The organism is Tardibacter chloracetimidivorans (genome assembly GCF_001890385.1).
Taxonomy (GTDB): Bacteria; Pseudomonadota; Alphaproteobacteria; order Sphingomonadales; family Sphingomonadaceae; genus Tardibacter; species Tardibacter chloracetimidivorans.
In genome coordinates, this window is the sequence record NZ_CP018221.1 from 3,045,791 (window position 1) to 3,066,077 (window position 20,287).

Consider the following 20,287-nt stretch of genomic DNA (forward strand, 5'->3'; position numbering starts at 1 on the left):
GTCGCATTTCGGACAACTCATCTACCCATCCTCCCACATGGCTGTGATGGCTGCTGTATCAACAATCCATCCATTCCCGCCGCAGCGGGTGCATTCGGTGTGACAAGCATCCTCATCGGCCCCATCAGGGTAGCCACCTTCACCTTCACATTGCGGACACACCATGACGGCCCTCTCCACCGTCGCCTCGTCTGCTTGGTGGTGGGCGAGGCGATGCTTGGCAGCTTCATGTGCCATCCGGCTTACGTCGCGGTCGTAGCCCCCGCCTGTCCCGCGCCGGAACATCTCGGCGAAGGCAATATCAGCCTCCGTCACCTTCACTTCTGTGGTCATGGATTTGACCTTTCTTGATGCGTCAGAACAAGCACAAGGGCAGCGGAAAGCACCGCGATGTCCATGCGGTCGCCAATGTCCCAGGCACGCCATGGTGGGACGCCTAGAGCCTTGCCGATGCACCAACCCAACAGGGCAGCGAAAAGGGCCGCGTACCAACGCTTCATGCGACATCGCCTTTCGGTGGAGATGGGAGGCGACTATTTAAGAAGCGGCGAATTGCATTGACCTCGGAGGCGGGAAGACGCTGGAAGCGGTAATCTTTCGCGGTTTCCCGATCGTTGTCCCACTCAAGTTCCTCATCCGCGAACACGAGTCGCGCCGACCCGTCGCGGTTCAGATGGATCGAGCCTTCGGAAAATACCAAGATCGCGCCAGTTTGCCCCGGCCTCCATGCATTCTCAGCCTCAAGCTCTGCCAGCTTCTGAAGGGTGCGAGCGTGGGCTATGATGGATCGAATAGTCGCCGATCCCAAGGTGTCCTGAACGTCTGCCCAGTCCATAGCAATCGCCGCCCTAGTGGCGATGTTGAGGTAACGCAGTTCGAGTAGGTCAGACATTCTCGCCTCCATCGACAGGGAGGTGGCCGCTTCCATCGCAGTAGATGCACCTGATGACGCCCCGGCCTCTGTAGCCGCGCAGATGGCCCGCGCCGCTGCAGATCACGCACCGCTTCTTCCGCGCCAGTTTCAGCGCACGTTCGTCAGTCATCTGCTCAATCCTCAACCCAAAGCCACTTCTTGTCATCCCAAACGCGGCCGGATGGCGTGGTCATCTGAAGCGGTGTATTGATCTCTTCGGCGGTCACGCGGAACTTGGTCGCCAAGCCCTTCGCTTCTGCCAGTTCCATAAAGCAAGCCGAGCACACCATGTCGTTGAACTCTGGCTCGCCGTTGATGCAGCCACCACGCATGACCGCGTTCCAAAGCGGGGAATGGGCGACCCAGATCGCGTTTTCGTGTCCACATCGCGTGCACTGTTCGTCAGTCATCAGATTGTCCTTTGAGATGTCATATTTCATGCTGCCTCCAGGGCGAACGTCAGCCGCCGATTGGCTATCGCGAATATGTCTGGGTCTTTCTCAATGCCGATGAAGCGCCGGCCGCTGTTCTGGCAGGCCAGCCCTGTCGTTCCTGACCCCATGCAATTATCCAGTACCACATCGCCGGGGTTGGTGTAGGTGCGGATCAGATACTCGCAGAGCGCCACAGGCTTTTGAGTGGCGTGATAGACCGCACCCTCGCTTTCGGCCGTTTTGAAATAGATCACGTCCGTTGGGTAACGTCCGCCTTCGCTCTTGATATGCGCAGGCCTGAAGTCCCCATAGGAGCCGGTTTGCTGGTCTTTGCGGACACCTTTATCGTAAGCCGCGCCCGCGCTCATTTGCGGATGATAGGTAGGCTGGCGGGGGTAAAAGACGCAGATGTCCTCGTGCTTCCGCAGTGGCTGCTTCTTCGCGTTGAGAAAGTTAGTGGGCTTCGACTTTTCCCAAACGATCTTGTATTTGAACCAATCCTCGTTGGAGAGGATAAGCCGAGCTGTGAACGGCCCTTGAGACGTTAGCACCACTGCGCCTTGAGGCGCTAGGATGCGCTTGTATTCGCGCCACAACATCGTCAGCGGGATGATGCTGTCCCACTTATTCTGCGTCGTGCCGTAAGGGAGGTCAGCAAGAACCATGTTGACCGATGCGTCGGGCAAGGTAGGCAAGATGTCCAGGCAATCGCCCAGGCGAAGCTCCTGATCCTCCGTCAGCGATGCTGCCAGCTTTGAGAGGTCAGCCATTGGGGGTGCCTCTCTTCAACAAGCCGAACACCAGAAGCACCAAGCCAACTGCCAGCATGACGCCAAGCCCATGAAGGAAACCGCCGGTGATGGCCTCGAGCCACTCAAGCCAATTTGGTTTGATGTACATCACTTCTCTCCCCTCTTCGTGAGAAAGGCGGCGATCTTGATGAGCGCCTTACGAATAAATTCAACATCGCTCTGATCAGCTTTTGGGAATGACCTGATTTTAAGATCGGCGTGTATCAGAGCTTCTTTCGCTACCTCCTCCAGCACTTCCACCGCCTCATCGCGTTGACGAATGATGGTTGACGCCGAGCGAAGCGCGTCTCGTTCCTTCACCGCCTCTGCAAGAGCGCGTTCGGCTGCTTCGGCTCGAGTACCAAGCCGATGGAGTGACGTAGGAGGGCTTAGCTCGATAGCTTTTGGCCCATCGTTGGCTGTTCCATAATCCATCGGCACCTTGTCCCGTGCCACCCGCGCCTCAAGAGCGTCGATGTGAGATAGAAGGTCTGGCAATGCGTTGACGGCTTCGACGATCAGGGCGGCGTTTTTGTCCGAAACTTCATCATAGGCGTAGATCCACGGCCCATATTCGTCGCCGTCGCTTTCCTCTATTATGCAAGCGGCGTCGCTGTTCAGAGCGTCAAACAGCTTGATGCTGTGTTCCCCTTGGGCGGCGTAGATGGACCTGAACGCGACCTTGCCCCGACCGTCCTCTCCATCCTCGGTGTCGTGGAACCACTCACCCGGCGTCGCCTTCTCCATCAGCGACCGCAGCCGCTCTATCTTCTGTTTCATTGCTGATCCCCTGCTGAAGGTTGGGAGAAGCCCGCCGCATTCCGATGCCCACCGCCGCCAAATTGGGCCGCTACCGCAGACACATCTTCCCGATCATCGCGGCTGCGAAGGCTCCACATCCGCACATTCGGAGCGTCGAAATAGGTTGCTGCGAACGGCGCATTCGGGTGCTTATCCAGCAATGCGTGACCGACCTCACTGGCAAACATCGGCGGGCAATTCACGACGATCGGTTCATGGTCTCCGACGCGGCGGCGCTTGGCGAATGAGGCGATCTCATCCACCTTCGCATCGAAGAATCTCTGCATCGCGTGCGCCTCTGTCATGATCCGGTCGCCGTCGCGCCCGTCTGCCAGTTCCTGGGCGATCAACTCCCACCGTTCAAAGTTGAACGGCTCCGACCGCAGCCACAGGCTGAAAGGTTTTGTCTCATCGTATTGGAACCGCCACAGGTCGCGATCCTCGATAAGCTGGATCAGGTTCGGTGGGTCGTTCTCGTGGCAGAAATCCCAAGCCATGCGAGCGCCGGAGCGGTTCATATCGAACAAGGCGGCGATGGGCTGTCCGATATAATCGTCATTGTGGCGGACAGACTTCATCACGTCATCACCAGCCCAAAAATCACCGGCAACATCTTCAATCGCCCAATCCGCAAGGTCGGCCTGCGCCGTCTTGTGGTGGTCCAGAACGACGATAGAATGAGCCTGCTTGCCCATCTCGCGCAGCACGTCGCGCTTGTAGCTGAAATCGACGATCAGCACGTTCTTGCCCACCACATCCGGCGGCGGTGATCCATAGCTGGCAGCAATATATTCAGGCCTGTCACGCCAGCGCAGCCAGCACGCCCATGCAGCGCCAAAGCCGTCAGCGCAGTGATCGTGATAGATCACGATATCCGGCGTCCATGTCGTGTCCTGATCTTCATTCATGCTGATCTCCACCTGAAGGACCTGATGGTTGGGTGTGCTGGCAACCTGCACCCACCTCGCCGTCGCTCAGGATTTCAGCGCCACAAGCAAAAAGCCAATAGCCCCAGCCAGTGTTGAAGCCCGCTGCCGAGCAAGATGGACATTCGACCCGGCGGAGGTCGATGTAGTTCTTGAAGCCCGCATTCTGCTGGTGAACGACGCACACGGCCAAAATCGTGGAGGCTTGGTCATGCGCCATGTTGGTTGATCCGTCCGCGTCTGGCGCGAACCGAAACGCGCTTTCCGTATCTTCATTCATGCTGATCTCCATTTGCTCGGATGCCGAGCCACATGGCGGCTATAGCCACCTGCATGGCGTCACGATTTATCAAGCCGTGGAAGCCGACGAAGTATGGCGCGAGACGCCACACGCCGCGTATGAAGCCGCGAGCTAAGTCAGTTATCCCGTTACCATCCGAACTTTCGACGATATGTTTCATGCGGCTTTCCTTTCGCGATGCGCACGGATGTAATCGCCCCATTGCTCAGCCATCGCGGCGGCAATGCCGGGGAAGGTCCGGCTGCGTTCCTTTTTGCGATCCGGTCCCGGCCCCATCTTCCAGACGCGCTGCTCCCGGCCTTCAACCGGATTGGTCGGCATGAGAGGTGGCAGGTTCCGCAGCCAGAGGCATGTCGCCTTCGTCTCGCCGTGGCCGTACTCGTGAGGCTGGATCGTCTGCGTCGGGGTCGGGATGCCGAACAACCGGCGCGGGTGGCCCAGCATGATCGGGTTCTCGACCGCCACATGCGCAATCGGTGCATTCAACATCATATTGAAGAACGTGGCAGCCGCGCCCATCATGGCCCAGCGATCGGGGTTAGGGCCGTTCTCTGCCTTCATCCCGGCATAGAGGTGCTTGGCCCCGCTATTCGCCAGGAATGTGCATTCCGGGTGGGCGATCAGCAAATCCCACGGTGTTACAAATCCTAGGTCTAAAAGCGATTTACCCCCAGAATATGTAACAGCGACCGCATCGCCCTGGATGTGCCAGCGAGGATCACCCTCTGTCGGCAACATGTCGCATGACCACGCATCAAAGCCGCGTTCCCTGAACGCATCCCGCACAGTTCCGGAAAACTCACAGGCGACAAGCACCCTCATGCGGGGTTCTCCGATCTTGCACGAAGAGATGCGGCAGTGAGTGCGAGCGCGGGGGTGGCGGCTTGTGCGCTGTGCTCGTCTTCACGATTACAGAAGTCCGGGTGTTTGCGGTTGAGGTGCGCCCATCCGGCATAAAGCGTGCTATGCCCGACCCGCCAGAACCACCCTTCGGGGACCAGCATCATCGCCGCGTTTTCCCATGCGCCTACGTCCAGAAATAAGGAGAAGGCTGATGCCCTGGCCTGCCACTGGGTATATTCGTCGGCCCATGCATTGTAGTCCTCGGTCCATATTCTTGGGGGCTTCGGAAAGCACAGGTCGAACGCATCGCACATAAGCTCGAACGTCGGCCCCTCCGCTGCTTCTACCTTCGCTGCAAGGTCTGTCATGGGTGTAGGCTCCACGGTTGAAGCTGGCGGCTGTACGGCAGCATGAGGGGGTGGCATGGGTGGCCATCTTTCGCAGGCGCGCCGATGGAGTAAGCACGCTGGCCTAGATCGTTGACCATGGAAGCGACCGCTTTCCAGCGGGTGCGGAGGCGCTTCGGAAGCTTGCCTGCCGGTCCCCATGCGAATACAATCTGGTTTGCTCCGGCCAGCATATCGAACAGATGTTCGTCGTTGTCCGGGCCTACCGGGTCGCTGGCGTCTGCCACATTGCGGACATCTGTCGAACGATAGGCAAACAGGTTGCCGACGATGATGCGGCCCCATCTGTTGCGCTCGCCAAAGCCTCGCAGCTTGCGAATGGTGGCATCGTCCTGCGCTGCATCAGCAGTAGACGGGTTGACCATGATAACGACGGTCTGACCCGTGCCTGCCACCTCGCGCTCAAGGCGATAGCGATACAGGCCGCACGGGCTGATGATCGCGGACCCTAGCTCTAGAAGGGTCATGCTGCCTCGTCCTTCTCCACGAAAGCAGCGCACGCCAGTTCATCGCCGCGCATAGGCTCTGCATATTCTCCGCACCAATCCGGAACGCCGCCGAGCCATGACACGCCCTTGCCGGACGACCAGTGCTTACAATCGCGGCATTCCTCGCGCTTACGCTGTTTCCGCTCAGTAGATGTCGTCATCGCAATCATCCTCGATTTCGCTGGGGTAGCCGCAGGCATCGCAATCACCGATCCATTCCCAGTCGGCGATCCGCTCCCCGCACTGTGGGCACCAAAGGCCGTATTCATTGCGAATGAATGGGGCCTCCATGTCTTCGCGAACATCACGCTGCTTGGGGGCCATCGGGGTTCTCCCATGTAGGTTGATAGACAGGGACGTATTCGATGATCTCGCCTTCCGGCAGCGACGCGGGTTCGCGGCCCCACCACCAGATGCGCGGGCCATCCTTGCCCATGATGAGCTTGATGCTTTTGGGCGGTTGCGCCTTCCCGCCCCCTGTTCCCGGAAGGGTCATTGAGGTGGCCTTCTGGACCTCGCGGACGTGGTGTTGAACATGCGAGCCGCGAATAACATCAATCTGAAAATCGGCGTCTGAAGCGGCGTCCAGTAGATCGGCCTGCGCCCTGAGATGGGCGGAATAGCTGCGAGCCTGAGAGATCATGTCGGACGCGCTTAGCTCTCCCCAGTCCATAAGACCGGGCCATTGCCGTTGCCCCGGCAGTCGGATGCGGGTAAGTTTCTCGCTCATGCCCGACCTCCGTTCAGATCTCGCGGCTTAGGCGGTTCGAAGTTGTAGGTGTGCCAACGCTCCCCTGAGGGGCGGGCTTCCCGCGCAATCAGGATCTCCAGAACATGCAGCGCCTTTTCCAGATCGTTGATGCCGCCCTTGTCGCGGAAGCGCGTGACGTACTTGATGATACTGTGCTGGCAGGCGTCGAGCCCGTTCGCCATGCTGTATTCCAATGGCTGGATCTTCAGCTTAGTGTAATGTTCTCCGCCGACCTGGCGGGAAAGCGGGTTGTCCATGCGGGCGTCCCTATTGATATGTCGATTGATGTTGATCGTGAATATCTACAAACTGTCGGCACCTGTCAACAGGTCTTCGCCGGTTTCTCCGATCTCCAGCATCCGCCGGGCAATCGCTTCCTGCCCATCCGGCAGGCGCAGCCAATGGTCGCGGCAGTACCATGTGATTTCGCCCAGCATCCCGGCTCCGCGTCCCACGCCGTAGGGCGCCAGCATTGCGTCGCAGGCGCTGCATCGTGGAACAATGGGTGGTTCTGGTGGTGGCGCCCGTCTTCCGAGGCTCACGCCGCCATCCTCATCGAGTTTTCCAGCAACCGACGGATCAGCCGCTCGTTGAACTTCCATTCCAGCCGGCAAGCCGCCTGATATTTGGTGACGCCGATCGCCTCGAACGGCGACAGTCCGAGATGCTCGCGCTGCTTGTCCGAACAGGGCTGCGACATCCAACGCTTAGCCTTGTTGCCGACGTCGCTGTCGCCATGTATCCGCAGGAAATCATCGGCCGCAGCCATCGCCACGAAACGATCTGAATTGTCGGCCAGATACTTGACGCCAATCATCCGGCCGCCCCCCAGGGCGTGCCAGCGGCCATAATAGCTGACCACCGCAACCCATGCGTCTAAGGCTGTCGCGATGCACACCAGTCCGTCGAACAGATTTTCGTAGCGGAACGGGGAATCGGCCAGAAGGTCGATCTCCGTCATCACGAAATCATGCAGGACGGACGGGGCGGCGTCTTCGCCGTCTCCGGCAGGCAACAGGGTGGGCTCGTCTTCTTCCGGCTCTGGCTTGGGCCATTCATAGCCGCAGATCGGACATTCCGCGCATTGTGCTGGCACGGTCGATGCGCATTCCGGGCAGTCCTTGGCGCCCTTGCCTTCCAAATTGATATCCTGCTCGATCGAGCCGTGCATCAGAATGGACGTGCCGAAGTCCATGACAATGCAGTCGTCTTTGCGGACGCCGGGATATCGCTCCGGATCAACCAGCCGCAGGCCGCGGCCGATCATCTGGATCATGGTCGACTGATAGCTGGACGGTCGCAACAGGATGACGCAGCTCGTGGGCTGGTGATCCCAGCCTTCGGTCAGCACCGCGACATTGGCGATGACCTGGATCTCGCCGCGGTCATATGCCTCCAACGTCTCACGCCGGGAGGCGTCGCCCATGTCGGCCCATACGGCAGCCGCGCGAATGCCGGCCGATCGAAAAGCTTCGGCAACGTGCTGCGCGTGCAGGACGGTCGAACAGAACACGACGGTCTGCCGATCGCCGGCAACCTTCCCCCATTCCTCGACCACCCGGTCATTGAGGACCGACTTGTCCATGATCGCCTCAACGGCGCTCATATCGAAATCATTGGCGCGCTTCTTCACGCCCCGCAGTTCCTCGCGGACGCCAATGTCCAGCACCAGCGTGCGCGGCCGCACGAGAAGACGGGCCTCGATCAGTTCCTTCAGCGTGATCTGATCGGCCACGTTGTCGACCACGCCGCGCAGCGTTTTCTTGTCGCCCCGGTTTGGCGTCGCCGTCACCAGCAACAGCTTGGTGTTCGGGTTCCGCTTCATCGCGGTGTCGATGGTCTTCAGATAGCTGTCGGCCGCCGCGTGGTGGCCTTCATCGATCGTCACCACGTCGAACGCCGGCATGTCTTCCAGATTGCCGGCGCGCGCCAGCGTCTGGATCATGGCGAAGGTGGCGTTATAGCCCCATTCCTTCCGGTCTGCCGTGAACAGGCCGATCGTCGCCCTTGGGTTGACCGCCTCGAACGTCCGGCGGTTCTGGTCAACCAGTTCGTCGCGGTGTTGGATGATGAGCGCATTTGCGCCCTGTTGAATATAGTGACCAGTGATGGCGGACAACATCACCGTTTTGCCCGCGCCAGTAGGCGCGACGCCCAGCGTATTGCCGCGCTCATCAAGCGCGGCAACGCATCGATCCCTAAAGTCGACTTGCCTTTGCCGTAGTTTCATCTTCGGCGCTCCCGATCTCGACATTGAAAATTTTCATCATGAAATTTGCCGCCCATGCCCGCAGCGTCAGGTTCTGCGCCTCGAATGCGAGCTTGAGCATTATTGCTATGTTTTCCGAAACTTTTTCGCCATTCTCGATGGCGTTGCGAGCACTACTGAACGCTTCAAATTCCTGTGATTTCATCATATCCCCGCCTGCTCCCATCCCATGATCAAGTGTTAACTCATATGAGTAATGGACACCGGTTATTGTCAGAGTATTAATAAGTCATATGAGAAATAATAACGCTTGCGACACGATCGGCCAGTCCGCTACGCAATGCCCCGTGGGCCGAAAACGGAGATGGGCAGAGGATATGCAGGCGCGTTTCCCTGAAGGGACGTTTGCCCGCATTGAAGCCGTGCTTTTCCCGGTCGAATCGCGAACCGATTTCGTCCGTGCCGCAGTGGAAAACGAGCTGCGCCGCCGCGAAGGCAAGACCGAAGACGAGCCTCGATAGCGGCGCATGTCCTCATTGTGCGTTCGCCTGAGCGAGCCAGTTTTCAGAAGGGGACGCATTGGCATTCACCGGCTGGGCCGATGGCTGTGTTGCATTCCCTGCAAAGCCGTTCGCCCCGCCCTGCTGGGGCTGCTGAAAACCCGCGTTGGTATTTGGCGCAGGCTGCGCCTGCGTCTGGGGTGAGCCGAAGCCTGCCGTCGCGGGCGGGGCGGGATTGCCCTGGCCACCAAAGCCAAACCCCGTCTGCGCGGCCGCGGCTGGCTTTGCCGCCGCCTTGTTGTAGATGCCCTGCTGAAGCGCCTCAAATTCTTTGAAGCCGGACGCGCTGGATGGGTTTGGGGTCAGCCATTCGACGACGCGGTTCTTGTCGTCATAGCCGTCCTTTCCCTTGCTGATGCCGATCTTGATGGCCACGCGAAGCCCGTGCAGATCCTGATACTGATTGATCTTGTAACCGGCCGGATTGTTCGGCCCGGCTCCCCGGCCGCTTTCCAGAATGCGGCTGATCGCAACCAGACCCATCTGGCGGTATTCTTCGGAATTGCCCGGGAAGTTCGGATCGCCGATCATTTCCCATATCTTGCGGCGAGCATAGGGCTGGCTGTCATCGATCGTCAGTTCGACGTCGATATATTGACCGCCGCTCTTGGACGCCTTCACCGCCCGCACATTCAGGATCGCCCAGGCAAGCTGCCCATTGGGGATCAGGTCGCTGCCGGAGGACTGACCGGCGCCTTGAGAGAAGTCCATCATAAACATAGCTCCTAAGAGAACAGAAAGAGAACATGTAGGAAAGGTGATTCGTTACGCCGCCTCATCAACCGCAGCGGTCTGCGCCGCAGGCGCGGTGAACACCGGGATGTCCTGCCGCGGCGCGGACTGGATTTTCTTGATGATCGCGCCGAGGTTCGGAGCCTCGACCGCATCAAGCCGGCCGGAGCGGTCCTTCGCCGGGACGCCATAGCCATTGTTCTGGTGGCAGATGAAGCCGCGCTCCGTGCCTTTAGCCAGGTCGAACGACGGCTGGCCGCCGGACATGTCGAACAGACCAAGCGTGATGACCTGATCGAAGATGCCCGGCAGTTCGCGCCCGGCCTTGGAGCCTTCAATCTGCGGATCATATGTCGGCCGGCCGAAGTCGTCCTTGCCGACGTCCAGAATGCCGACGGTGATGATGTTCTTGCTGCGGATGTGCTGCGCCTGCGTCAGCCACTGCACCATTTCCTGCCCCAGCACGCCATAGGCGCCGCGCGTGTCCGGCTTGCCGGTCTTCTCGGAGAAGGCGCCCGGCTGACGCTGTGACCACAGGAACGCCATGCGGCTGGCAACCGTGATCGAGTCGATGAACACGGTATCGTACTTGTCGAACGTGGCCGGGTCGCCCAGCGACGTCGCATAGCTGGCATGGGCTTGCGCACCATAGGGGCTATCCGGCGCCGCCGACGGATCGGGACCGCCCAACAGGCAGATGATCGCGCGGGCGAACTCCCATGGATGCACGCCCATCTTGGCGGCTTCCTCGCGGACATTGATGACGTCGCCACGCCACGCCTGGATCGCGAGCGTTCCCGCCTCAAGATCGAGGAACAGTGTCTTGTCCGGATCCAGCGTGTTCGCCTGGAAGGTTTTGCCGCTGCCCGAAGGGCCGAAGATGGCGATGTTGACTTTCTGGCGCGTGGCCAGCCGCTCATCGGCGGAGATGATATGGAGGGCCATTATGCCGGTTCCTCAACTTTGAGAATTTCGGGGAACTCGCCAATGGTAACGGCGCTGATACGCACCTCGCCGAGATGACCAAAAGTCTTGGAACCATGCAGCGAATTTGCGATTTGCTTTTCAATCAGATCACGAGGGCCGACATACTCGACAACCCTGAGAACGCGGACGATATCCATCTATGCTTCCTTCACCAATGTGATCTTCGGCGCGCCGTATTTGACAGTGCGAGCGGTGTCGATCGTCTTCGTCAACACCGGATCGACGGCTTGAATGCCCTCGTAGATCTTCTCCGGCACCGCGAACGCGATCTTGAAAACGCTGGTGACGCGCTCCCACGGCATGGTCTGCGCGACGCGCATCAACACATCGCTATCCCATTCGACCTTCTTGCTGATCTCGACCTTGGCCGACATGCCGTCCTGCAATGGCAGGGTCATGGTTCCGTGCACCTTGCCCGCCTGCTCGAAGGCGGACGCGGCGCTGCCCGAAAGCCGGCCCGCAACCTCTGCATCAATGTCCGCTATCACGCCCTTGAGATAGGTCATGTGCGTACTGGCCGCATCGCGGCGGCCATGAAGCTCCGCCAGCGACATCTGGGCCAATGGCTTGTCTTCGTCCTCCATTCCAATTCTCCTTTGTGGAATTGTCCTATGCGCCCTGGGCGCGGGCCTTGTTGGCCTTGCGGGTAGCTGCTGCTTTACGACTACGCTCCGACCGCTGGGCTGCGGTGAGAGAGAAGTTGGTGCGCCATTGGGGTTCGAGGGTTTCCCGTGGCCAGTAGTAGGTGCGGTCAACTCGGCTGGAGAACTCCTCCCACTTCGGGCGGCGGAACCAGTTCAGAAGCTTATTGAGCATCATTGCCTCCCGTTTCGCTAGATGTAATTCTTCAAATCCACCCGACGTCCGCGGCGCTGCGCCGACTTCAGGATGTTCACGAGCCAGGTCGCCGGCAGGCTTTCGCGTTCGAACCACTTCCCCACGCCCTTAGCGCTGATGGAATGGCCGTCCTCGGCAAGCATCTGCTGCAACGCATGGTGTCTTTGGCGCGCACTGGAGGCTTCATTCAGCCCGGTTGCATCGATAAGAAGTTTGTCGAGGTTCATGGCGCCTGTCGATTATGTTGATTTGATGTAGATCAACATGCCGACACATTGGGGGCGCGTCAATAGGGGTTAATCAAAAATTTCCACAAAGTGTCGGAACACACTACCTTGTTGATCGTTGACATCCGTTCCTACAGATTGTAGTCAACGTAGATCGACAATGGAGATTATCGTGCCCAGGAAAGTTCGGGAAAATATGCCCCCCGTGGGGGATGAGCCTGTAAGCGTTAGCTCCAAGGCAATGACCAAGCAGGAGCTAGGCCGAAAGCTGTTCCAGCTCATGGTCGGCAAAGGATGGAACCAGTCTGATCTCGCGCGTGCCGCGCAGATGGGCCGGGATTCCATTTCCAACTATGTGAACGGCAAATCGTTTCCGACGCCGGTGGCGCGGGAAAAGCTCGCCAAGGCGTTCGGCATGGCGCCGGAAGAGCTGCTGCCCAATGGCATTATGCAGGCGATGGAAGATGAGATCCCGGCCGTCTCGATGACGCAACCGGCCGGCTATCCGGGCCGCGCCTGGCTCCGCATCAACCGCATGGTGACATTCGGCACGGCCGCGAAGATCGTCGAACTGATCTATGAGGATGACAAACGCGCCGACGCAGAGGCTTGATCGGCGATGCGTCTGCTCACCCAGGCCGACGTCGCTCTGGTGTTGAAAGTGTCGGTTAAGACGATCAGCCGCCTCCGACAAGCCGGGGAACTGCCATATATTCCCGGCAAGCCGGTGCTGATCAGGGAAGCCGATCTCGAAAAATATGTGGAAAGGAAATTGACATGCCGCGCAAGAACCGCGGGCCATATATCGACACGAACAAGCACGGCATCTACGAAATCAGATGGACCGAGCATGGACGATCTCGCTGCCGCTCGACAGGCACACAGGATTTTCAGCAAGCTCAAAAGATCCTCGCGAACTTTATCCTCCTGAAAGACCGGGATGACGCCATGCCTTCGGCCAATGGCAATGGCCCGCTCTTGGTCAAGGAAGCCGTCGGCGATCCGGAGGAAGGTAGCGACGCGACAGCCAGCTACTGGCACGAGCATGTGTTGCGCAACGTCATCGGCGTGGACACGCAGCGCTATGCCGCGCGCAAGATCAATCAGCACTTCGGCCATCTGGCGATTCGGGACATCCAGCAATCCGATATCGACGCCTATATCGATGCGCGCAGGGCTGGGCGGCTGGGGCGGCCGTCAAAGGATGGAACGATCGCGCGCGAACTGCCGGTGTTGACGGCGGCGATCAACCACGCCATCCGCAACAAGCGACTCTCGGCCGATGACGCGCCGAGGTTCAAGCTGCCTCCGGCATCCGATCCCAAGGACCGTTGGTTGGCACACGAGGAAGCCGACCGGCTGCTGGCGGCCGCGCTGCAAAGCCCTGCGCCCAAGGGCAAGCTGCCACGCATCTACAAGTTCGTTGTGCTGGCTCTGGCGACGTGGAGCCGGAAGACGGCGCTGGTGACGCTGCGGAAGGATCAGGTCGATCTGGCTAACCGCATGATCTATCTCAACCCGCACGGCCGCCGGCAGACGAAGAAGCGCCGGCCGCCTGTGCCGATCGCCGATTGGGCGCTGCCGATCATCACCAGAATGATGGATGAAGCCGATGGCATATATCTGCTTGGCGATATCGGATCGATCCGCACGGCATTCGCGAGCGCGACGAAGCGCGCCAATCTGAAAGGCGTGACGCCGCACACGCTCCGGCACACCGGCGCCACATGGGCCGCACAGGCCGGGGTGTCACTGGAAGACATTGGCGGCGTGCTGGGCGATGACATCCGGACGGTCTATAAGACCTATCTGCACCACTGCCCGGAGCATCTTCGGAAAGCGGTCAACGCGATCAGAAAGGCGGCGTAAACACCTGCGTAACGCAGACATCTGCGTTGATTTTGTCGATCAACGTCCAACAATGTCCAGTTGCGCGCCGCAGAAACCCGTGTTGATTGTAGATTTTTGTCGATCAATCACTATCATGGCATTGTAGAGGTCAGGGGTTCGATCCCCCTCGGCTCCACCAACAAACTTATTGAAAATGGGCGGTTTCTTTGAAGCCGCCCTTTCTGTTTGGGCATGACGCACCGCGTTGGTACCGCACTGGTACCGCAACCCTGACCCCAGCGGCTCCAGACGATATCGTCGGTACTTTCATACAGACAGGTTTTGCAACTCTGTCTGTAAGTCGGGTTATCTGCGTCACGACGGGAACGATGACGGCGTCCCGGCATTTTCCACTGTAAATCCAACGGGCAGCCGCACCGCCTTGCCGGAGCCCAGGGGATTGAGCGCGGCGCGCATCGGCGTCGATCAACCGGAGGTGGACCTGTCGTGGCCGCGGAAATCCCTCGCACTCCTGCAGCCTTCGTGCACCCGGCCCATGCTGTGCTGCTCGCCGGGGGGCTGCCGTTGTTCCTCGGCGGTTTGTTGAGCGATATCGGCTATGCCGCGAGCTATCAGATCCAGTGGACCAACTTCGCGTCCTGGCTGATCGCGGGGGCGCTGGTGTTCAGCGGATTAGCCTTGCTGTGGGCGCTCGTGGATCTGATCCGGGCGCGGCGGCGCACGGGGCGCGTGCTGATCTATTTCGTGCTGCTTCTCGCGACATGGGTGCTCGGCTTCATCAATGCACTCGTCCATGCCAAGGATGCCTGGGCGAGCATGCCCACCGGCCTGATCCTCTCGGCCATCAATGTTATCCTGATGCTGGCGGCGGTCTGGATCGGCTTTGCCTCCCTCCGCGCGGGAGACCGGACATGAAATATCCGCTTCTCCTTGCAACGATGATGCTTGCGGCGTGCGGCGGTGACCCCGCGCCGACGCAGGCCGGCAGCGATCCGCAATTGCCCGATCGTGAGCGGGGTCTGCTTCCGGCCATGGGCATCGCCAACCCGACGCCATGGGGAAACCAGCGCCCGGTTGTGCCGCAGGGCTATACAATCAGCGCCATTGCAACCGATTTGAAGATTCCGCGCCAGATCCTCGTCCTGCCAAACGGGGATCTGCTGGTGGCCGAAGGCAAGGGCGGCAGCGCGCCGCGATTGACTCCCAAGGATTTCATCGCGGGCTATTTCAAATCGAAGGGCAGCAGTTCGGTGAAGGGCGGCGACCGGCTGACCCTGCTGCGCGACGCGGATGGCGACGGCAGATATGAAGGGCGCACGATCTTCGCCAAGGACCTGAACGCGCCCTATGGCCTCGCGCTCGCCAACGGCCAGATCTATGTCGCCAACCAGGATTCGCTGGTGCGGTTCGCCTATTCTGACGACCAGACGCAGGCAAGCGGCCCGCCGATCAAGGTCACGAACCTGCCATCGGAGATCAACCATCACTGGACCAAGGCGCTCGCCGCCAGCCCTGACGGAGGGGTGCTCTATGTCGGTATCGGGTCCAACAGCAACATCACCGAGCGCGGGATGGCCGCCGAAGTCGATCGCGCGGTGATCTGGGAGGTGGACGCCAGAACAGGCGCGCATCGGCCCTATGCGACCGGGCTGCGTAACCCCACCGCAATAGCGATCCAGCCAGGCTCAAGCACCCTATGGACGGTGGTGAACGAACGCGACGAGCTTGGCCCCAATCTGGTGCCCGATTATCTCACCTCGGTTCGCCAGGGCGGCTTTTATGGTTGGCCCTACAGCTATTGGGGCCGGAACGTCGACCCTCGCGTCCGCCCGCAGGACCCGGCGAAGGTTGCCTCCGCGATAGCGCCCGATTATGCGCTTGGCTCGCATGTCGCCGCACTCGGCCTTGCGTTTTCGTCGCCAGCGATGGGCGCACGTTTCGTCGAGGGTGTATTCGTCGGCGAGCACGGCAGCTGGAACCGCAGCGAACCCTCCGGCTACAAGGTGGTTTTCGTGCCTTTCCGTGATGGCCGTCCGTCCGGCTCGCCGGTGGATTTCGTCACCGGTTTCATCGGCGAGGACGGGAAAACGCGCGGCCGGCCGGTCGGGGTCGCGGTTGACCCGCGCGGCGCGCTGATCGTGGCGGATGACCTTTCGAACACGATCTGGCGGGTTGCGCCGGCGTCTTGACGTCAATCCGTGTCGGGCACGTCGTCGAGGCACACGGCGTCGGGACTGGCGGGCATGGTCCAGAGGTAGATCGGCGCGCCGCGCACCCGGACGGTCCGCTCGGCCTGCCAGCACCCCATGTCGTGATGGTAGCTGACGACCCGTGTGCCGGGCTGCAACTGCTCGACCAGCCTTGGTTTCAGCTTCAGGTTGACGTCGGGATAGAGAAACAGCGTGACGACCGTGGCGTCGCTGAAATCGGCCAGAAACAGGTCTTCGTTGCGAAAGATTACTTCGTCCGTCAGGCCAGCCGCGCGGGCGTTGGCGCGGGCTTCTGCAATGCGTTCGGGGTCGATGTCGATGCCGACGCCCTGTGCGCCACGATCCCGCGCCGCCGCGATCACGATGCGGCCATCGCCCGATCCCAGATCATAGACGACATCGCCGGCGCGAACCGCGGCCAGATCGAGGATGCGTGGCACGACCGATCGGGGCGTCGGCTCATACCGCACATCGGGGGCGCGAAGCGGCTTGCCGTCCGGCCCCACCGCCGAAGTATCGTCCCGCCCCGACGGCGCACAACCGACGAGAATGACGACAAGCGCCCAATGCAGCGGTTTCCAGGCGTTCATTTGCGTGCAGGCACGCGCCAGAAATAGATCATGCGTCCATCCACCTCCTGCTGCCGCTCCGGTTTCCAATCGCCCATGGTGAAGGCGTGGCTGACGATGCGCGTGCCGGGCTTCAACTCGGCGAGCAGCTTTGGGCGCAGCTTTTCGTTGAGGGTTTCCAGCAGATAGAGGGTGACGACGGTCGCCTCCTTGAAATCGGTCTGGAAGAGGTCCTCGTTCCGGAAGCTGACGAGATCGTCGACACCTGCCTTTTTCGCGTTCGTGCGCGCTTCTCCAATGCGGACGGGGTCGATGTCGATGCCAACCGCCTGTATGCCGTGAAGGCGCGCCGCCGTGATCGGTATGCGGCCGTCGCCAGAGCCGAGATCATAGAGCACATCGCCGGGCTTGACGTTTGCCATGCGGAGCATCGCTTCGACGACCGGCTGGGGCGTGGGCACATAGATGACGTCTGGCATCCGCTCGGCCAGCGGCGCGGTCACATCTTGTGCGGCTGCCGCTTGGCCCAGAGCGGGCGTCACGACCAGCGCCGCCGCCACCAATCTCGTCAATACGGGCGCTTTCATCATCTCGTCTCCTCAGGGGTTCGTGGCTTCAGGAAGATCAGGAGAATCCCGCCAGCCGCGACGACGCCTGCGCCGATTATTGCGCCGAGACCGGCATAGGCGAGGCTTGCATAGAGCAGATAGGCGCTGGTCAGGCAGAAGATCGCCGGCAGCAGGGGATAGAGTGGCACGGCGAACGGAGGCTTTGCCCCACCCCGACGGCGGCGGAGGATGAACAGCGCGATGCCCATCAGCAGCAGGAAGAACCAGAAGACCGGGGCCGTATATTCGACTGCCGACTGGAAGCCGTCGCGCGAGAAGGAGCCGCCGATCACCAGCAGCAGCGCGATCACGCCCTGGGCGATGAAGGCGTTGACGGGCGTCCCGCGTTTGTCGTCCCAGCGCGCGAGCCAGCCGAATGCAGGAAATGTCCGGGCCAGCGCATAGCCGGTGCGCGCTCCGGTGATTGCGGTAGCGTTGGCCGAAGTGAGCGCTGCGACCATGATCACGGCGCTCATCAGCGCAGCGCCCCCGGCCCCGAACGCACGATCCATGACATCGGCGGCAACGGCGTCGCTTGCGGCCATTCCACCAAGCGAAAGCGCCCTCAGATAGGCGAGGTTGACGAGCAGATAGAGCACGGCCACCATGATCAGGCCGAGGATCATGGCATGACCCATGCGCCGCCGCCCGTCGCGAAGCTCTGCCGAGAGATAGACCGCCTCGTTCCATCCGCCGTAGGTGAGGAGGACGAACACCATCATCATTCCGAACGACGCGTCGCCCGCGACGACCGGCTGGGGCGAGGCTTCCGGCACAAGCAGCAGCCCGGCGACGATGATGACCAGCAACCCCAGCACTTCGGCGATGGTCAGCCAGTTCTGCGCCCGCGTACCGAAATAGATCCCGGCGCAGTTCAGCAGCGTCACCGCAAGCACCACGAGACCGGCATAGATGGCATTGGAATAGGGGCCGAGGCTGTAGAGCGCCGTGGCATAGTCGCCGAATATGAAGGCCAGAAGCGCGATCGATCCCGACTGGATGACGGCAAGCCTCGACCAGGCATAGAGAAACGCCGGTCTGGGGCCGAACGCCCGCATCAGATAGTGATAGTCGCCGCCAGCGCCCGGCTCGGCTGACGCGAGTTCGGCATAGCAGAGCGCGCCGACGATGGAGAGCGTGCCGCCGATGATCCAGGCAGCCAGCATCATGGTCTCGCTGCTCGATGCGCCCGCGACAAGCGAGGGGGTGCGGAATATGCCCGCGCCGATGATGATGCCGATGGTCAGCGCAATGACGTCACGCAGGCGCAGGGTGGGCTTGATGAAATCTGGTGCGGCTTCGGTTCGGAACTTTCCGCCAAGATCCGTATTGAAACGCGTCACCGGGGGCGGGACCGGCGGATGGAAGCAGGCTTGCCATAGAACTGCGCGTGCGTCGCTGTGCTCACTGGGCGACAGCGGATACCATGGGTCATCGCGTCGATGTCCTGCCTTGCAAGCTCACCTAACGAGAAGGTGTCACAACCGTTCCGTTGGCGCACCGGCGTCGATCGATGTTGATCCTGTTGGTGCGGTCGTCGGATTACGTTTTGCTTGTCCTGGGAGAGCGGATCGGCCGGGATCAACCATTCGTCTAAAAGGAGCAAAATTATCCAGAATCAACCACAACAAACGCGAAAATATAGCCAAATAGGTAAATTAAATGTTTTCAAATGCTTACGCGAAATTTCTTGCTAAGTTCTTGCTAAGTTCTTGCGTGTTTTGACCCCATTTTCGACGCAAGAAAGCAAGAAAGCGATGCACGGTTTTAACCACCTGGGGAGAGCGCTCAGAGCGCGCACCAGACGTCAAAACGAGCTTCGAGCTACCATGACAGCGCTTTGATGAAAACGTGCTCAGCTTCCGGTCGAGCTGTTGCTCGCTTCCAGGTGCCACCGGGGACCGCTCCTCGAACAGGGGATTTTGTTCGGAAAGCCGGTGCCCCGGACCGGATCACACCGCGATCTGAATTGTTGTCCCACCCTAGCGCGCGTGCGTCTCCGCGCAGGTGAGGCGCGCGCTCACGTGTACGCACGCGGTAGTGTATATATAATATAATATTATTAATTATATTTAGTTATTATATATTATACCTCACTACGTTCGGTATAAACGAAACGTTCGAAAATCTTGTCATTTTTGGAGATGATCCTACACCAAGCAACCACTCCGCGGTGAGCAGCAGATTTCGCTGTCGGTGAGGTGTCGACAGCACTTTCCAGTGAGCGGAAACTGCCGGCGTGCAGAGAAGCGACCCGCTGCGGTGAGTGGCGTCTCCGGGTATGGTAGGGTTCAGGTTCTTTTGCTGACTGCTCTCCCGCTAGGAGACACCGGTGAGAAGAGTTTGAAATTCTTGCCTCTCCGAACTTCGATTTAAAAGCTCACCAGGCAACGAAGGCATGTCTCCGCTATGTCGGTAGCGTAACGACATCTTTCGCGCCTTAGAGGTGCCTCTGAGGGCAAAATAGAGGCCATTGGGAAGGCGGGTGCAGGTCGCTTGACCCGAGTTGGCTGTGCGCACGCCATCGGAGGGTAGTTTGCCCTGTTGGCTTACGACACGTTCTTGGAGCCTGTTCGTTGTCGGTGCGTCTCGGATCCTTGGTACAGATTGCGGCTAAGGGGAATGTCGGACGGAGTTGCGTCCGCCACTGGCAGTGTTCTGGAGAACGAGTGCCTGACGGATCATGGAGATGCTGCCGGTGTGTCGGCGCTCCAGAGCCAGCTGTCAGAAATGACGATCTGCGGGCGCGCACAAAATGTGCCTGTAGGACCCTGTGTCGTTTGACCTGCACCCGGTCTGTGCGGTTATTGGCGAACCGGTGTAGTTCTGGAGGACACCGGTG

Annotated in this window: 34 protein-coding genes and 1 pseudogene; 6 read left to right on the forward strand and 29 right to left on the reverse strand. The window is 60.1% G+C overall.

Annotated elements, in window-relative coordinates; all coding sequences use genetic code 11:
- Positions 1–21: 21 nt before the first annotated feature.
- The 20 genes from BSL82_RS15800 to BSL82_RS15870 all read right to left on the reverse strand — a co-directional run bounded on the left by BSL82_RS15800 (position 22) and on the right by BSL82_RS15870 (position 9,072).
- On the reverse strand, positions 22–333 hold the full coding sequence (locus BSL82_RS15800) for a hypothetical protein (RefSeq protein ID WP_072595686.1): 312 nt from the start codon (positions 331–333) through the stop codon (positions 22–24).
- Between the two features lie 163 nt (positions 334–496).
- Positions 497–892, reverse strand: a complete 396-nt coding sequence (locus BSL82_RS15805; RefSeq protein ID WP_072598228.1) for a hypothetical protein — start codon at positions 890–892, stop codon at positions 497–499.
- Positions 885–1,043, reverse strand: a complete 159-nt coding sequence (locus BSL82_RS20630; protein WP_158010955.1) for a hypothetical protein — start codon at positions 1,041–1,043, stop codon at positions 885–887. The genes BSL82_RS15805 and BSL82_RS20630 overlap by 8 nt, the downstream gene beginning before the upstream one ends.
- A 4-nt stretch (positions 1,044–1,047) precedes the next feature.
- Positions 1,048–1,323 carry a hypothetical protein gene (locus BSL82_RS15810; protein WP_158010662.1) on the reverse strand — a complete coding sequence of 92 codons (276 nt, stop codon included), beginning with the start codon at positions 1,321–1,323 and terminating at the stop codon, positions 1,048–1,050.
- A 26-nt stretch (positions 1,324–1,349) separates the two neighbouring features.
- Complete coding sequence (locus BSL82_RS15815; RefSeq protein WP_072598230.1) at positions 1,350–2,117, reverse strand: DNA-methyltransferase; 768 nt, start codon at positions 2,115–2,117, stop codon at positions 1,350–1,352.
- A complete protein-coding gene (locus BSL82_RS20635; RefSeq protein WP_158010957.1) occupies positions 2,110–2,247 on the reverse strand; it encodes a hypothetical protein in 138 nt (45 codons plus the stop codon). The genes BSL82_RS15815 and BSL82_RS20635 overlap by 8 nt, the downstream gene beginning before the upstream one ends.
- A complete protein-coding gene (locus BSL82_RS15820) occupies positions 2,247–2,918 on the reverse strand; it encodes a hypothetical protein (RefSeq protein ID WP_072598231.1) in 672 nt (223 codons plus the stop codon). The genes BSL82_RS20635 and BSL82_RS15820 overlap by 1 nt, the downstream gene beginning before the upstream one ends.
- Positions 2,915–3,847 carry a hypothetical protein gene (locus tag BSL82_RS15825; RefSeq protein WP_072598232.1) on the reverse strand — a complete coding sequence of 311 codons (933 nt, stop codon included), beginning with the start codon at positions 3,845–3,847 and terminating at the stop codon, positions 2,915–2,917. Before BSL82_RS15825 ends, BSL82_RS15820 begins: the two co-directional genes overlap by 4 nt.
- Entirely contained in the window at positions 3,840–4,157 is a 318-nt protein-coding gene (locus tag BSL82_RS15830) for a hypothetical protein (RefSeq protein ID WP_162274392.1), read from the reverse strand. Before BSL82_RS15830 ends, BSL82_RS15825 begins: the two co-directional genes overlap by 8 nt.
- Positions 4,138–4,326 (reverse strand): hypothetical protein, encoded by a 189-nt coding sequence (locus BSL82_RS20640; protein WP_158010958.1) that lies wholly within the window; start codon positions 4,324–4,326, stop codon positions 4,138–4,140. Before BSL82_RS20640 ends, BSL82_RS15830 begins: the two co-directional genes overlap by 20 nt.
- Complete coding sequence (locus BSL82_RS15835) at positions 4,323–4,793, reverse strand: hypothetical protein (RefSeq protein ID WP_226998414.1); 471 nt, start codon at positions 4,791–4,793, stop codon at positions 4,323–4,325. Before BSL82_RS15835 ends, BSL82_RS20640 begins: the two co-directional genes overlap by 4 nt.
- Positions 4,794–4,984: 191 nt before the next feature.
- Entirely contained in the window at positions 4,985–5,377 is a 393-nt protein-coding gene (locus BSL82_RS15840) for a hypothetical protein (protein WP_072598233.1), read from the reverse strand.
- Complete coding sequence (locus BSL82_RS15845) at positions 5,374–5,883, reverse strand: DUF1643 domain-containing protein (RefSeq protein WP_072598234.1); 510 nt, start codon at positions 5,881–5,883, stop codon at positions 5,374–5,376. Before BSL82_RS15845 ends, BSL82_RS15840 begins: the two co-directional genes overlap by 4 nt.
- Positions 5,880–6,065, reverse strand: a complete 186-nt coding sequence (locus BSL82_RS20645; protein WP_158010960.1) for a hypothetical protein — start codon at positions 6,063–6,065, stop codon at positions 5,880–5,882. The genes BSL82_RS15845 and BSL82_RS20645 overlap by 4 nt, the downstream gene beginning before the upstream one ends.
- Positions 6,049–6,228 carry a hypothetical protein gene (locus BSL82_RS15850; RefSeq protein WP_072598235.1) on the reverse strand — a complete coding sequence of 60 codons (180 nt, stop codon included), beginning with the start codon at positions 6,226–6,228 and terminating at the stop codon, positions 6,049–6,051. The genes BSL82_RS20645 and BSL82_RS15850 overlap by 17 nt, the downstream gene beginning before the upstream one ends.
- Positions 6,209–6,634: a hypothetical protein gene (locus BSL82_RS15855; RefSeq protein WP_158010962.1), complete on the reverse strand. Its 426-nt coding sequence runs from the start codon at positions 6,632–6,634 to the stop codon at positions 6,209–6,211. Before BSL82_RS15855 ends, BSL82_RS15850 begins: the two co-directional genes overlap by 20 nt.
- On the reverse strand, positions 6,631–6,912 hold the full coding sequence (locus tag BSL82_RS15860) for a DUF3310 domain-containing protein (RefSeq protein ID WP_072598237.1): 282 nt from the start codon (positions 6,910–6,912) through the stop codon (positions 6,631–6,633). The genes BSL82_RS15855 and BSL82_RS15860 overlap by 4 nt, the downstream gene beginning before the upstream one ends.
- Before the next feature lie 45 nt (positions 6,913–6,957).
- Complete coding sequence (locus BSL82_RS21570) at positions 6,958–7,092, reverse strand: hypothetical protein (RefSeq protein WP_257786807.1); 135 nt, start codon at positions 7,090–7,092, stop codon at positions 6,958–6,960.
- 101 nt (positions 7,093–7,193) lie between these two features.
- The gene (locus BSL82_RS15865) at positions 7,194–8,885 is read right to left on the reverse strand and encodes a DEAD/DEAH box helicase (RefSeq protein ID WP_072598238.1); all 1,692 of its coding nucleotides are present in this window, start codon (positions 8,883–8,885) and stop codon (positions 7,194–7,196) included.
- Entirely contained in the window at positions 8,854–9,072 is a 219-nt protein-coding gene (locus BSL82_RS15870; RefSeq protein WP_072598239.1) for a hypothetical protein, read from the reverse strand. Before BSL82_RS15870 ends, BSL82_RS15865 begins: the two co-directional genes overlap by 32 nt.
- 169 nt (positions 9,073–9,241) lie before the next feature.
- On the opposite strand from BSL82_RS15870, the gene BSL82_RS20650 reads away from it, so the two are divergent.
- A complete protein-coding gene (locus BSL82_RS20650; protein ID WP_158010964.1) occupies positions 9,242–9,385 on the forward strand; it encodes a YlcI/YnfO family protein in 144 nt (47 codons plus the stop codon).
- A 12-nt stretch (positions 9,386–9,397) separates the two neighbouring features.
- Here the strand turns inward: BSL82_RS20650 and BSL82_RS15875 are convergent, their stop codons facing one another.
- Genes BSL82_RS15875 through BSL82_RS15895 form a run of 6 tightly spaced genes read right to left on the reverse strand, consistent with a single transcriptional unit; the run spans position 9,398 to position 12,207 of the window.
- Positions 9,398–10,138 carry a hypothetical protein gene (locus BSL82_RS15875; protein WP_072598240.1) on the reverse strand — a complete coding sequence of 247 codons (741 nt, stop codon included), beginning with the start codon at positions 10,136–10,138 and terminating at the stop codon, positions 9,398–9,400.
- A 51-nt stretch (positions 10,139–10,189) separates the two neighbouring features.
- The gene (locus BSL82_RS15880) at positions 10,190–11,101 is read right to left on the reverse strand and encodes an ATP-binding protein (protein WP_072598241.1); all 912 of its coding nucleotides are present in this window, start codon (positions 11,099–11,101) and stop codon (positions 10,190–10,192) included.
- On the reverse strand, positions 11,101–11,280 hold the full coding sequence (locus tag BSL82_RS15885) for a hypothetical protein (RefSeq protein WP_072598242.1): 180 nt from the start codon (positions 11,278–11,280) through the stop codon (positions 11,101–11,103). The genes BSL82_RS15880 and BSL82_RS15885 overlap by 1 nt, the downstream gene beginning before the upstream one ends.
- Positions 11,281–11,727 (reverse strand): hypothetical protein, encoded by a 447-nt coding sequence (locus BSL82_RS15890; protein ID WP_072598243.1) that lies wholly within the window; start codon positions 11,725–11,727, stop codon positions 11,281–11,283. It abuts the gene before it with no gap.
- A gap of 25 nt (positions 11,728–11,752) precedes the next feature.
- Complete coding sequence (locus tag BSL82_RS20655) at positions 11,753–11,962, reverse strand: hypothetical protein (protein ID WP_158010966.1); 210 nt, start codon at positions 11,960–11,962, stop codon at positions 11,753–11,755.
- A gap of 14 nt (positions 11,963–11,976) precedes the next feature.
- Positions 11,977–12,207, reverse strand: coding sequence for a hypothetical protein (locus tag BSL82_RS15895; RefSeq protein WP_072598244.1), 231 nt, complete (start codon positions 12,205–12,207; stop codon positions 11,977–11,979).
- A gap of 241 nt (positions 12,208–12,448) precedes the next feature.
- On the opposite strand from BSL82_RS15895, the gene BSL82_RS15900 reads away from it, so the two are divergent.
- The 5 genes and pseudogenes from BSL82_RS15900 (at position 12,449) to BSL82_RS15920 (ending at position 16,247) form a co-directional block, all read left to right on the forward strand.
- On the forward strand, positions 12,449–12,820 hold the full coding sequence (locus tag BSL82_RS15900) for a helix-turn-helix domain-containing protein (protein WP_072598245.1): 372 nt from the start codon (positions 12,449–12,451) through the stop codon (positions 12,818–12,820).
- 6 nt (positions 12,821–12,826) lie between these two features.
- Positions 12,827–12,967 (forward strand): annotated as a pseudogene (locus tag BSL82_RS21865) (helix-turn-helix domain-containing protein); the annotation flags it as partial.
- A 17-nt stretch (positions 12,968–12,984) separates the two neighbouring features.
- Complete coding sequence (locus BSL82_RS15910) at positions 12,985–14,076, forward strand: tyrosine-type recombinase/integrase (RefSeq protein WP_083579252.1); 1,092 nt, start codon at positions 12,985–12,987, stop codon at positions 14,074–14,076.
- A gap of 468 nt (positions 14,077–14,544) precedes the next feature.
- Entirely contained in the window at positions 14,545–14,973 is a 429-nt protein-coding gene (locus tag BSL82_RS20660; protein WP_072598248.1) for a DUF2231 domain-containing protein, read from the forward strand.
- Positions 14,970–16,247 (forward strand): PQQ-dependent sugar dehydrogenase, encoded by a 1,278-nt coding sequence (locus BSL82_RS15920; RefSeq protein ID WP_072598249.1) that lies wholly within the window; start codon positions 14,970–14,972, stop codon positions 16,245–16,247. The genes BSL82_RS20660 and BSL82_RS15920 overlap by 4 nt, the downstream gene beginning before the upstream one ends.
- Positions 16,248–16,249: 2 nt before the next feature.
- On the opposite strand, the gene BSL82_RS15925 is transcribed toward BSL82_RS15920, so the two are convergent.
- The 3 genes from BSL82_RS15925 to BSL82_RS15935 are packed head-to-tail and all read right to left on the reverse strand — an operon-like array spanning position 16,250 to position 18,788.
- Positions 16,250–16,858: an SAM-dependent methyltransferase gene (locus tag BSL82_RS15925; RefSeq protein WP_072598250.1), complete on the reverse strand. Its 609-nt coding sequence runs from the start codon at positions 16,856–16,858 to the stop codon at positions 16,250–16,252.
- A complete protein-coding gene (locus tag BSL82_RS15930) occupies positions 16,855–17,427 on the reverse strand; it encodes an SAM-dependent methyltransferase (RefSeq protein ID WP_226998502.1) in 573 nt (190 codons plus the stop codon). Before BSL82_RS15930 ends, BSL82_RS15925 begins: the two co-directional genes overlap by 4 nt.
- Positions 17,424–18,788, reverse strand: coding sequence for an APC family permease (locus BSL82_RS15935; protein WP_226998503.1), 1,365 nt, complete (start codon positions 18,786–18,788; stop codon positions 17,424–17,426). Before BSL82_RS15935 ends, BSL82_RS15930 begins: the two co-directional genes overlap by 4 nt.
- Positions 18,789–20,287 lie beyond the last annotated feature (1,499 nt).